Below are 12,822 nucleotides of genomic sequence, written 5' to 3'. Positions count from 1 at the left end.
AACACCTTAGGCAAACAGCTGCGCGCTGAGGTCGCGGCTGGCACTCAACAGACCGGGCAGGAAACGCTGCTCGAGCTCGCTGCGGCTGACCCGGCCGGCGTGGGTACTGACGTTGAGCGCTGCGACCACCTGGCCGGAAGCGTCGTAGACCGGGACGGCGATCGAGCGCAGTCCCTGCTCCAGCTCCTGATCGACGATGCACCACCCCTGCTGACGCACTTCCTGCAGGCATTCGAGCAAGGCCTCAGGGGTATGAATGGTACGACTGGTCTTGGCTTGCAGGTCGGCGTGGTCGAGATACTCGCGCAACGACGTGTCATCGAGAGCGGCAAGCAGGATCCTGCCCATCGACGTGCAATAGGCCGGCAGGCGTCCGCCCACCGAAAGGTCGACCGAAATCAGGCGCTGGGTGGTCGCCGAGCGGGCGATATATAGAATGTCATCGCCTTCCAGGGTGGCCATGTTGCAGGCCTCATGGAGTTGCTCGCTCATACGGTCCAGGTAGGGTTGCGCAGAAACAGCCAGCGGCGTCGAGGACACATAAGCATGGCCGAGGGTCAGCACTTTGGGCAGCAGCGAATACGTACGGCCATCGGTGGTGGCGTAACCGAGCTTGATCAGCGTGTGCAGGCAACGTCGCACGGCGGCGCGGGGAATTTCCGTGCGATGGCTGATCTGCGCAATGGTCAGGTGCCGCTTGCGCTCCTGGAAGGCTTGCACCACGGCCAGCCCACGCGCCAGCGAGGTCATGAAATCCGGATCACCGGTCAGGGCCTGGATCCGCTTGGCGGGTGAAGCAACGATCGGCGGTGCCACCGAAGCGAAGGAGTTGCGCAGTTGATCGTTCATAACAAGGTCCTTTTCCCGGACGGATCGGCGAGCTATTACAGGGCACTGGCTGCTGGGCACACAAGCCCGGCCCCAAGACACTGGGCGATTATCGAACCATTGCTCGATAATCGCAATCCATGCTGTTCATGATGCAACCGGTCATGCAGCCATCAGTACATGTTTTTGCTCAGGCGCCGCAGACTCCAAGGTGCAATGTAACTGTCTTTAGTTGTGCGACTTAATGGCGCCAGAAAGGCATAGCCGTACAGTGGCATCATCCATACCCAAGTTGCCAGTAACGGTTATGGATAAAAAACAATCACACATCAAGATCCACTTTTAACTCTATCGTGATAGTGTTCTCTAAATCGCTCGCTATAATGTAATTCAGTAGCCATTCGGTTTTTCATTGGCCGATGCCGCTACCCGGTGGCGCGATGTTCCATCGCCGCTCTCCACAGCAAGCACCTGACGCCGATTGCATCCGCATGGCGCCAACGCGCTTGCTGAAACAGGCTCTGATGCTACGTCAGCTGTTTATCTCTGGTGCCGTGGCCGCCTGCAACATGGAAGTAACGATCGCACTGTCGCAAAAGCGATGCTTGCAAGGGCTTTTGCATTCGACGCGTGCGGTCAATACATCAGTGCAGCGCGTTTCACCAGAATTCATCTCAACTCAATCAGGTAGCACCGTGACAAAAGACGAACTGCGCGCGGAACTTGAGCGCCAGGAACAACGTTACAAGGAAGTTTACGGCGGGGAAGTCACCACCTACGCCGCCCAGCCAGAACCGGAACGCAAGCCATGGCGCAAACGTGCCACCGTTCAGGATCAGGTTTTCAAGCAAGAACTGGAAAAAATGGAAAAGGAACTCAAAGCCGAGGAGCCATGATGGCCTGGGCTTGAATACCTGCCGGGGTCTGCATTGCATCCGTTAAAAGCGGAATGTATGGATGTTGCCTTTTGCGCCCGCTACGAGCGGGCAGCGGCCGCCTTGCCCACCGGACGAGGTTGAAGGCTCGAATCTGACCCTTTTTTCAGAAATTTCATACAAGCATGCCCACACCCCCTACAGGTGAGGCAAACCCCTGTGCCTGCGGGCTTTCCAAAGAAATTCAATCACTTGCAAAACCCTGAAATTCACCGGGGTTATGGGCACCGTTGCAAAATAATTCGTTGAAGAATGTTACCGATGAGCAGCAAGTGCATCGATTTCCAGTCTTTTCTGGCATAATCGCGCCCCCTTATGACCGGGTCAGAAAACCTTCATGATCGATTTATTCAGCGGACTGGATGCTTGGGTGCTTGTGAGCCTCTTGCTCGCCCTGGCTTTTGTCCTCGCCTTCGAGTTCATCAATGGATTTCATGACACCGCTAACGCGGTAGCCACTGTTATCTACACCAAAGCCATGCCTCCACATCTGGCGGTGTTCTTTTCCGGTGTGTTCAATTTCCTTGGCGTATTGCTCGGTGGCGTTGGCGTGGCGTATGCCATTGTCCACCTGCTGCCGGTTGAACTGCTGATCAACGTGAACACCGGCCACGGCCTGGCAATGGTTTTCTCGCTGCTCGCAGCGGCCATCACCTGGAACCTGGGCACCTGGTACTTCGGTATCCCGGCCTCCAGCTCCCACACGCTGATCGGTTCGATCCTCGGCGTAGGCCTGGCAAATGCCCTGATCAACGATATTCCGCTGGCCGACGGGGTGAACTGGCAAAAGGCGATCGACATCGCCATGTCGCTGGTGTTCTCGCCGATGGCAGGTTTCCTGATCGCCGCGCTGATACTGATCGGTCTTAAATGGTGGCGTCCGCTGTCGAAGATGCACAAGACGCCGGAACAGCGCCGCAAGATCGACGACAAGAAGCACCCACCGTTCTGGAACCGCCTGGTACTGGTGATCTCGGCCATGGCCGTGAGCTTCGTGCACGGCTCCAACGATGGTCAGAAAGGTATCGGCCTGATCATGCTGGTGCTGATCGGTATTGTGCCAGCGCAGTTCGTACTCGACCTGAACAGCACCACCTACCAGATCGAACGTACCCGCGACGCGACCTTGCACTTGAGCCAGTTCTACAAGCGCAACGCCGACTCCCTGGGCGAGTTCCTGGCCCTGGGCAAAAGCTTGGAAGGCGATTTGCCGGAGAAGTTCCGCTGCAACCCGCAGCAGACCGAACCGACCATCGACGCACTGCTGGGCACCCTTAAAGGTGTAGCTGACTACCATTCGCTGTCATCGGAAAGCCGCATCGAAGTACGTCGCTACCTGCTGTGCCTGGATGACACGGCGAAGAAAGTCAGCAAATTGCCAATCCTGGGCGCCCGTGAAAAGGCCGACCTGGACAAGCTGCGCAAGGACCTGACCACGACCACTGAATACGCTCCGTTCTGGGTCATCCTGGCGGTCGCCCTGGCCCTGGGCCTGGGTACCATGGTTGGCTGGAAACGCGTGGTACTGACCATCGGCGAGAAGATCGGCAAGCAAGGCATGACCTATTCCCAGGGCATGTCGGCGCAGATCACCACCGCGAGCCTGATCGGCATGGCCAACATCTTCAGCCTGCCGGTGTCCACTACCCACGTCCTGTCCTCGGGCGTGGCCGGTACCATGGTCGCCAACAAAAGCGGCCTGCAAGGTGGCACGGTCAAAACCATCCTGCTGGCCTGGGTCCTGACCCTGCCGGCCACGGTGGCGCTGTCGGCCGGCCTGTTCTGGCTGGCGTCGAAGGCGCTGGGTAGCTGATACGCAGCTGTACGAAAAAGGCGCGCTCCGTGAGGACCGCGCCTTTTTTATTGCCGCAAGAAAGGCAAACAACCCGAAACCTGTAGGAGCTGAGCTTGCTCGCGAAGAGGCCGTAACATTCAGCATCTACGTTGGATGTTAAACCGCTATCGCGAGCAAGCTCAGCTCCTACAGATGTTTTGTGTGCCCGATAGAAATCGCAGGCAAAAAAAAAAGGGCAACCGAAGTTGCCCAAAATGCCTTGCGTGCTCATTGCCTCAAGAAAGACCTACGGCTTTTTGCGCTTGTGCGAGTCTTTCCAGATAAAAAATCCGAACCCTGCAAAAAATACCAACATGAGGCTGACGGTCAGCACTCCGGCGATCACCACGTTGTCGAAAAACATGACGCGTCTCCCTGCAGTTGCCCTGTTGCGATGGAGCCAAGGTAACCAATCGGGCAGGAGAGAATATTGACCGGGATCAATGTTGCCCGGGGCCGGGCATAGAAGGAGGGGAAAACTGACCTGCATCAATCGATGCAGTGGGACTCAACGCTTTTTCGGTTTGTTCTTCGGCTTTTTCTTCGCCTTGCCCAACGGCATGGCCTGCTCAAACGCCTGGCGCACTTCATTCAGGCGCTTGTCGTTGAGGTCATGGACACGCTTGGCGCGTTCGGCATTAAGGTCGATCAGCTTGTCATCTTGGCTCATGGCGTCAGTGCATCGCTTGAAATGAAATTCAGTTGCCGCAGGGTTCGGCAGGATTGTGCCAATAATGCGGTCTGGCGACGGCGCTGACCAGCCACCGGCTCAAATCTCGATATCGACCCACAGCCCTTGGCGAGGCTGGCCTTCCATCAACGGAGCCACCGGCACGGTGTTGTCGGCATTGAGTTCGTTGCCCGGGATCGGCAGGTGCGCCTCTGGGTCCTCGTCGGCCTCACGACGGCGTCTTTGCTGCTCTTGCTTGCGCCGCTGCTCCTCGCGCAGCAGCAGGGCAGCCTCCTCCGGATCACGATTTTGCAGGTCGATGGTGCTGTCGCTGGCACTTTCCTGCATCGGCACGACGGGCGCGATATCCGGGCGCGGGCGGACCGGGTCGTGCTGTGAAGTGATCGGCACGGCACTCAAGGGGAGCATCGGTGGCAGCATATTTATCAGTCTCCTGTCAGCAGGCTGTCGGCCGCAGCGGCGGCGACTTGAGCCATCGGTCGCAAACTGTGCCTCTATCGGCACGGCGGGAACTGTCACAGGCTACGATTTGTTCAGCCTGGCCAGATCAAAAGATCGCAGCTCAAGGCAGTTCCTGCACAGGTATTCCTTTGGTCTGGAGACCTGATTCCGTTAAGATAGCCCGCTTTTTCAAGGTGGGAGTCAGGCAGCATGGCGCAGCAGTATCAACCGGGGCAACGCTGGATCAGTGACAGCGAAGCGGAGCTGGGTTTGGGCACCGTTCTGGCACAGGACGGCCGCTTGCTGACCGTGCTCTACCCGGCCACTGGCGACACTCGCCAGTACGCGCTACGGAATGCGCCCCTCACACGTGTGCGGTTTTCTCCGGGTGACACCATCACTCACTTCGAAGGCTGGAAACTGACCGTACGCGAAGTCGACGACGTCGATGGTCTGCTGGTCTATCACGGCCTCGACGGGCAGAACGAAGTGGTCACCCTGCCGGAAACCCAACTGTCGAACTTCATCCAGTTCCGTCTCGCCAGCGACCGTCTGTTCGCCGGGCAGATCGACCCCCTGGCCTGGTTCGCCCTGCGTTATCACACCCTGGAACACACCAGCCGCCAACTGCAGTCGTCGCTGTGGGGCCTGGGTGGCGTGCGTGCGCAACCGATCGCGCACCAGTTGCACATCGCCCGCGAAGTGGCCGACCGCATTGCGCCACGGGTTTTGCTGGCCGACGAAGTGGGCCTGGGTAAAACCATCGAAGCCGGCTTGGTGATCCATCGCCAACTGCTCTCGGGCCGCGCCAATCGCGTGCTGATCCTGGTGCCGGAAAACCTCCAGCACCAGTGGCTGGTGGAGATGCGCCGCCGCTTCAACCTGCAGGTCGCGTTGTTCGACGAAGAACGCTTCATCGAAAGCGATGCCTCCAACCCGTTCGAAGACACCCAGCTCGCCCTGGTGGCCCTGGAGTGGCTGGTGGACGACGAGAAAGCCCAGGACGCGCTGTTCGCGGCCGGTTGGGACTTACTGGTGGTCGACGAAGCGCACCACCTGGTGTGGCACGAAGATCAGGTCAGCCCTGAATACTCGCTGGTCGAGCAGCTTGCGGAAACGATTCCGGGCGTCCTGCTGTTGACCGCGACCCCGGAACAGCTGGGCCAGGACAGTCACTTCGCGCGCCTGCGCCTGCTCGATCCAAACCGCTTCCACGACCTGGCGGCCTTCCGCGCCGAGAGCGAAAACTATCGCCCGGTGGCCGAGGCCGTACAGGAGCTGCTGGAAAAAGGTCGCCTGTCGCCGCAAGCCCACGAAACCATCCATGGCTTCCTCGGCAACGAAGGCGAAGCCCTGCTGACCGCCGTCAACGATGGCGACACCGAGGCCAGCGCCCGCCTGGTGCGCGAACTGCTCGACCGCCACGGCACCGGCCGTGTGCTGTTCCGTAATACCCGCGCCGCGGTCCAGGGTTTCCCGGAGCGCAAACTGCATCCTTACCCGCTGCCGTGCCCGGACGAATACCTCGAATTGCCCCTGGGCGATCACGCCGAGCTGTACCCGGAAGTCAGCTTCCAGGCCCAGCCTGATGCCAGCGAGGAAGAGCGCTGGTGGAAATTCGACCCTCGCGTCGAGTGGCTGATCGACCAGCTGAAAATGCTCAAGCGCACCAAGGTGCTGGTGATCTGCGCCCACGCCGAAACCGCCATGGACCTCGAAGACGCCCTGCGCGTGCGTTCCGGCATCCCGGCCACGGTGTTCCACGAGGGCATGAACATCCTCGAACGTGACCGCGCCGCCGCCTACTTCGCCGACGAAGAATTTGGCGCGCAAGTGCTGATCTGCTCGGAAATCGGCAGTGAAGGCCGCAACTTCCAGTTCTCCCATCACCTGGTGCTGTTCGACCTGCCATCGCACCCGGATCTGCTGGAACAACGTATCGGTCGTCTGGACCGGATCGGCCAGAAGCACACCATCGAGTTGCACGTGCCGTACCTGGAAACCAGCCCTCAAGAGCGCCTGTTCCAGTGGTACCACGAAGCATTGAACGCATTCCTCAACACCTGCCCGACCGGCAACGCCCTGCAACATCAGTTTGGCCCGCGCCTGCTGCCGTTGCTCGAAGAAGCCGACGATGGTGAATGGCAAGCACTGATCGACGAAGCCCGTACCGAGCGCGAGCGCCTGGAAGCCGAACTGCACACCGGCCGTGACCGCTTGCTGGAACTCAACTCCGGTGGTGCGGGCGAAGGCGATGCGCTGGTCGAGGCCATCCTCGAGCAAGACGACCAGTTCGCCCTGCCGATCTACATGGAAACCCTGTTCGATGCATTCGGCATCGACAGCGAAGACCATTCGGAAAACGCCCTGATCCTCAAGCCGAGCGAAAAAATGCTCGACGCCAGCTTCCCGCTGGGTGACGACGAAGGCGTGACCATCACCTACGACCGCAACCAGGCGCTGTCTCGCGAAGACATGCAGTTCATCACCTGGGAACACCCGATGGTCCAGGGCGGCATGGACCTGGTGCTGTCCGGTTCCATGGGCAACACCGCCGTGGCGCTGATCAAGAACAAGGCGCTGAAACCCGGCACCGTGTTGCTGGAGCTGCTCTACGTCAGCGAAGTGGTTGCCCCGCGCTCGCTGCAACTGGGCCGCTACCTGCCGCCGGCCGCCCTGCGCTGCCTGCTCGATGCCAATGGCAACGACCTGTCGGCCCGGGTGTCGTTCGAGACCTTGAACGATCAACTGGAAAGCGTGCCGCGCGCCAGCGCCAACAAGTTCATCCAGGCCCAGCGCGATCAGCTGACGCCACGGATCAACGCCGGCGAAGACAAGATCTACCCACGTCACGCCGAACGCGTGGCCGAGGCGCAACGCCGCCTGGCCGCCGATACCGACGAAGAACTGGCACGCCTGACCGCGTTGCAAGCGGTCAACCCGACCGTACGCGACAGCGAACTGGTTGCCTTGCGCAAGCAACGCGAACAAGGCCTGGCCATGCTCGACAAGGCTGCGCTGCGACTGGAAGCGATCCGGGTGCTGGTAGCGGGTTAAGCCCCCCTGTTCTACCGGTAAAAAAGAAGGCCCGCAGCGATGCGGGCCTTTTTTTAGATCAAAATCAAGAGATCGCAGCCTTCGGCAGCTCCTACAGGTGTACACGATCCAATGTAGGAGCTGTCGAAGGCTGCGATCTTTTGATCTTAAGCAGTCGCCACAGAACCCGCCGGCTCAACCACCGCCACCAACCCTTCCTTCATCCGCTTCGCATCCCTCACAAAACACCTCGAAGCCAACACCAGAAACACCATGGTAAAAAACAGCGCCACCGGAATCAGGTACATCGCGTCATGCAGGCCGACCGCCTTGAACGCCTCGGTCATCTGTTCGGCACCTTCCGCCAGCATCGCCGTGTGGGCAAAGTGATCGGACAAGGCACCGACCACCACTGGCCCCAACCCACCGCCCAACAGGTACAGCCCGGCAAAGAACAAGGCCATGGCAGTGGCCCTCAGGCGCGGTTCGACCACATCCTGAATCGCTGTGTAGACGCAGGTATAGAAGTTATAAGCAAACAGCCAGCCCAGGCTGAACACCGCCACGAACACGCCAATCTCTATCCGCCCCGAATGCAGCGCCCACGCCGTGCACAGGGTTGAAATGATCAGACTGAACGCAGCGAACAACAGACGACCGTTGGCAATTCGCTGATGAATCTTGTCCGCGACCCAGCCACCCAGGGTCAGGCCGACCAACCCGGTCACGCCGACGATCACCCCGGTCGCCACCGCCGCTTCCTGCAACGGCATCAGGAAATAGCGCTGCAGCATCGGCACCAGAAACGAATTGCAGGCATAGGTCGCGAAGTTGAAGCACAGCCCTGCCAGCACCAGCCACAGGAAAGTCGGCACTGCCAGGATACGGCGGATAGGCCGGTCAACCTTCTCCTGCGACACCTGCACGCTTTCAGCCGCGCCGCGTTTCGGTTCCTTGATGAAAAACATGAAGACCGCCAGGATCAGCCCCGGCACCGCGGCAATGAAGAACGGCGCACGCCAGCTGTCGAAGGCCTTGACCATCGCGCCGATGGTGAAGAACGCCAACAACAGGCCCAACGGCAGGCCAAGCATGAAAATGCCCATGGCCCGCGCCCGGCGATGCGCCGGGAACAAGTCGCCGATCAGAGAGTTGGCGGCCGGTGCGTAACTGGCTTCGCCGATGCCAATGCCCATGCGCACGATCAGGAAACTCCAGAAGCTGCCGACCATGCCGTTGACGGCGGTCAGGCCGCTCCACGCCGCCAGGCCCCAACCCATCAATTTGCTGCGCGAGCCGGTATCGGCCATTCGTCCCAGCGGCAGGCCAGCGATCGCGTAGACGATGGTGAAGGCTGTGCCGATGATGCCCAGTTGAAAGTCGCTGAGGTGCCACTCCATGCGGATCGGTTCGATGATGATGGCCGGGATGGTGCGGTCGAAGAAGTTGAACAGGTTGGCCAGGAATAGCAGGAACAGAATGCGCCAGGCATTCGCCGCTTGGGTCGAGTTCTGCATGGGTCCGTCTCTTTTATTGTTATGAGGGCTTCATTGCCAGTGCATCCGAGCCCGGAACCTGCAATCTAGTCAGGCGGGCCAAGGCTGTCTGTAATTATTCGTAAAGCTGATACCCACCCATGGGAACAGACGCGGCCCATGCAACATTTTATTTCCAAACGCACTAAGGTCCATTCCAAAATCATTGGGAGACAATGTGCCACTATCCCTTGCGTTCAATGCACGGCCTCTATACTCCAACACATTCGCCAGCGTTGATTGCCGGCCAGGGAGACAACCACGGGGCATGCTATGGAGTGGCTTGGTCTGCATTTCACTACAGAGCTAGCAGAAAGCGGACAGGTCATACTCCATTGCGCACATGACCCTTTTCTGGTGCTGCTGGCTTTTCTGGTCGCCTGCGCCGGCTGTTTTGCCACGCTGGATATGGCCGAACGCATCAGCCATGCGCAAAAACCCGCGTCGCAACGTTTATGGCGCTGGATCGGCGCCGGGTGCCTGGCCGGCGGAATCTGGGCCATGCACTTCATTGGCATGCTGGCGTTCCAGGTGCCGATCGACGTGCACTACCATTTGCCCATCACACTCCTGTCGCTGTTGATCGCCCTGTGTGCGTCATGGCTGGCGATGCACACCCTGAGCCTGCCTACCCTGAATGTCCGCCAATGCTGCAAGGCGTCGATCATCATCGGCCTGGGCATCGCCACCATGCACTATGTGGGCATGGCTGCCATGCGTTCACAAGCGACGGCCTACTACCAACCGGCGCTGTTCATCCTTTCCATCATGATCGCCATCGGCGCCAGTCTGGCGGCGCTGCTGCTGGCGAGCTATCTGCGCACCGGATCGGGACTTTTCAATCAGTTGCTCAAATGCGGCGCCAGCCTGGTGCTGGGAGCAGGCATCTTCAGCCTGCATTTCACCGGCATGGCCGCCTTCGACCTGGTGCTGCCTTCTGGCAGCCTGTTGCCAGAGCCCGGCGAAAACAACCATCTGCAACTGGGCCTGACGGTAACCGTCATGACGCTACTGATCATCGGCAGTTGCATCAGCGCGGCGCTGGCAGACAAGAAACTGCAGCACAAGGACCGTGACCTGCTGCGGGTCAACTCGCTGCTCAGCCAACTGGACCAGGCGCGCATGTCCCTGCAACAGGTGGCGCACTACGACGCCCTGACCAACCTGGTCAACCGTCGCGGGTTCAACCAGCTCTTCGCCGAGAAGCTTTTGGAGCGCACTCACTCAGGCGGCATGCTCGCGGTGCTGTTCCTCGACATCGACCATTTCAAGCGTATCAACGACAGCCTCGGCCACGATGCCGGCGATGAACTGCTCAAGGTCCTCGCCCGGCACATCAAAAGCTCGGTACGCAGTCATGACGATGTAGTGGCACGCTTTGGTGGCGACGAATTCTGCATTCTCATCGACCTGCATGACCGTGAAGAGGCGCGGCAGATGGCCCAGCGCATCATGCTGAAAATGAAGGAACCCATCGAGCTGTCCGGGCGACGCATGGTCATGACCACCAGCATTGGTATCAGCGTGTTTCCCGAGGACGGCAAGACTTGTGAAGAACTGCTGAAAAACGCCGACCTGGCGCTGTACCAATCCAAGGACAGTGGTCGAAACGGCCTGAATTTCTTCAGTGCCAACCTCAAGGCGCGTGCCATGCTGGAGCTGCAACTGGAGGAAGAACTGCGCCATGCCCTGCGCGAAGACACAGGCCTGATGCTCTATTACCAACCGATCCTGGACCTCAAGACCAACCAGGTCAGCAAGCTCGAAGCGTTGATCCGCTGGCAACATCCCGTCCACGGTTTCCTCGCCCCGGACCGCTTCATTGGCATCGCCGAGGCCAATGGCCTGATTACCGAACTGGACAACTGGGTGCTGCGCAAGGCCTGCGCAGACCTGGGCGAGCTGGCGCGCCAGGGTTGCGGGCACTTGAAGATCGCCATCAATTGCTCCCCCCTGACCCTGGCGCGCGAAGAACTGAGCGACGAAATCTCACTCGCGTTGCGCAGCGCCGGGGTGGAGCCCCATCGACTGGAACTGGAGGTCACCGAGAGTGCGCTGATGGGCAACATTACCGATACGCTGGTGTTGCTGCAGCAGATACGCGCCCTCGGCGTTTCACTGTCGATCGATGACTTCGGCACCGGTTATTCATCCCTGGCTTACCTCAAGCGCTTGCCGCTGAACACGTTGAAGATCGACCGCTCATTCATCCAGGACATTCCCAAATCCACCCAGGACATGGAGATCGTCCAGGCCATCATCGTCATGGCCCACACCCTCCATCTGGATGTGGTTACCGAAGGTGTCGAAACCTTCGAGCAGTACCGGTTTCTCGAAGGCCACGGCTGCGACTTCGTCCAGGGCTACCTGCTCAGCCGTCCGGTTCCGCTAACCGAACTGCAGCCGGTGCTGAACGAAATCAACCAGCGCAAGCATTCATACACCGTCACGCATCTGGGTCTGGTTCACGGTACATCTGCACTAATGTAGACGGGTCTTTCTCCAGGAAACCTTGCCCACCGTGCAGGCGCATCAATTGCGCAGCCAGGCCGCTGATCGGCGTCGCCGAACCTTGTTCGCGGGAAAACTTCACCGCACCGTCCAGATCCTTGAGCAAAGTCCGCACGTGCCATTTGACCGGTTCGAAACGGCTCTCGGCCATTTGCGGAGCCAGGAACTGCAAGGGCCTTGAATCGGCAAACCCACCGGCCAGTGCCTCGGCGATCAGACTGGCGTCGACCCCGGAGCGCTCCGCCAAGGCCACCACTTCGGCGATGACCAACGCGTTGCAGGCAACGATCATCTGGTTGCAGACCTTGGTCACCTGCCCTGCGCCCACGGCGCCCATGTGCGTCACGCGCTGGCCAAGACTCAACAAAACCGGTTTGACGCGTCCAAGGTCCGCCACGGTGCCGCCGACCATGATCGCCAGGCTGCCGGCTTCAGCGCCCACCACCCCGCCGGACACCGGTGCATCCAGCCACCCCATGCCGGTCTTGCCCAGTTCTGCCGCCATCTCCCGGGTCGCCGTGGGTTCCAGGCTGGAAAAATCCACCAGCAATTGATCCTTTTTCGCCCCCTCGGCAATGCCCGACTTGCCGAAAACCACCTCGCGAACCACCGCCGTATCCGCCAGGCACAACATGACTACCTCAGCGTGTTGGCACAACTCGGCAGGCGTGGCGACCTGGCGTGCACCGGCCTCGACCAGCGGCGCGCACTTGGCCGGATTGCGGTTCCACACAGTCAGTGGGTAACCCGCGGCGAGCAAACGCCGGCACATTGGCAGGCCCATCAGGCCGATTCCGGCAAAACCCAGGGCCGGTAGCGTTGACATCATTTTGCCTCCTTTTGATTAAAGAACACCGAATATTGGCCGATTCATCAAGATGCAGGAAAGGATTCCGCCGAGCGACGCGCAAGCTGACTGCGCCGCCCGGGACTAATACGCGCTGATAAAAGACGCGAGCTCTCATTCCGTGATGGTCGACGACAGTAGTCCGCGACCAACCAGCCCAGGTA

At 59.8% G+C, this 12,822-nt stretch carries 10 protein-coding genes; 4 read left to right on the top strand and 6 right to left on the bottom strand.

The annotated features are described in order from the left end of the window. Positions 1-6: 6 nt before the first annotated feature. Complete coding sequence (pcaR, locus tag PMI35_RS23785) at positions 7-849, bottom strand: pca regulon transcriptional regulator PcaR (protein ID WP_008056864.1); 843 nt, start codon at positions 847-849, stop codon at positions 7-9. Between the two features lie 674 nt (positions 850-1,523). On the opposite strand from pcaR, the gene PMI35_RS23790 reads away from it, so the two are divergent. Beyond that, positions 1,524-1,724 carry a hypothetical protein gene (locus PMI35_RS23790; protein WP_008056863.1) on the top strand — a complete coding sequence of 67 codons (201 nt, stop codon included), beginning with the start codon at positions 1,524-1,526 and terminating at the stop codon, positions 1,722-1,724. A gap of 376 nt (positions 1,725-2,100) precedes the next feature. After that, positions 2,101-3,576 (top strand): inorganic phosphate transporter, encoded by a 1,476-nt coding sequence (locus PMI35_RS23795; RefSeq protein ID WP_008056861.1) that lies wholly within the window; start codon positions 2,101-2,103, stop codon positions 3,574-3,576. Positions 3,577-3,844: 268 nt separating this feature from the next. On the opposite strand, the gene ccoM is transcribed toward PMI35_RS23795, so the two are convergent. The 3 genes from ccoM to PMI35_RS23805 all read right to left on the bottom strand — a co-directional run bounded on the left by ccoM (position 3,845) and on the right by PMI35_RS23805 (position 4,708). After that, entirely contained in the window at positions 3,845-3,961 is a 117-nt protein-coding gene (gene ccoM / locus PMI35_RS35710) for a cytochrome c oxidase subunit CcoM (protein ID WP_008056860.1), read from the bottom strand. Between the two features lie 144 nt (positions 3,962-4,105). Next, positions 4,106-4,267: a hypothetical protein gene (locus PMI35_RS34910; protein ID WP_008016476.1), complete on the bottom strand. Its 162-nt coding sequence runs from the start codon at positions 4,265-4,267 to the stop codon at positions 4,106-4,108. A 99-nt stretch (positions 4,268-4,366) separates the two neighbouring features. Further along, complete coding sequence (locus PMI35_RS23805) at positions 4,367-4,708, bottom strand: hypothetical protein (protein WP_008056858.1); 342 nt, start codon at positions 4,706-4,708, stop codon at positions 4,367-4,369. A gap of 231 nt (positions 4,709-4,939) precedes the next feature. Between PMI35_RS23805 and rapA the strand changes: the two genes are divergently transcribed. After that, complete coding sequence (gene rapA / locus PMI35_RS23810) at positions 4,940-7,786, top strand: RNA polymerase-associated protein RapA (protein WP_008056856.1); 2,847 nt, start codon at positions 4,940-4,942, stop codon at positions 7,784-7,786. A 146-nt stretch (positions 7,787-7,932) separates the two neighbouring features. Here rapA and PMI35_RS23815 read toward each other — a convergent pair whose 3' ends face one another. Then, entirely contained in the window at positions 7,933-9,282 is a 1,350-nt protein-coding gene (locus PMI35_RS23815) for a spinster family MFS transporter (RefSeq protein ID WP_008056855.1), read from the bottom strand. 291 nt (positions 9,283-9,573) lie between these two features. Between PMI35_RS23815 and PMI35_RS23820 the strand changes: the two genes are divergently transcribed. Then, positions 9,574-11,790, top strand: coding sequence for a putative bifunctional diguanylate cyclase/phosphodiesterase (locus PMI35_RS23820; RefSeq protein WP_008056853.1), 2,217 nt, complete (start codon positions 9,574-9,576; stop codon positions 11,788-11,790). Here PMI35_RS23820 and PMI35_RS23825 read toward each other — a convergent pair. Beyond that, entirely contained in the window at positions 11,747-12,640 is an 894-nt protein-coding gene (locus PMI35_RS23825) for an NAD(P)-dependent oxidoreductase (RefSeq protein WP_008056851.1), read from the bottom strand. The genes PMI35_RS23820 and PMI35_RS23825 overlap by 44 nt on opposite strands. Positions 12,641-12,822: the final 182 nt, after the last annotated feature.

The sequence above is a fragment of the Pseudomonas sp. GM78 genome, from assembly GCF_000282475.1.
Lineage (GTDB): Bacteria > Pseudomonadota > Gammaproteobacteria > Pseudomonadales > Pseudomonadaceae > Aquipseudomonas.
Note: the sequence above shows the minus strand (reverse complement) of the source record. Positions and strands in the feature narration are given on the sequence as shown.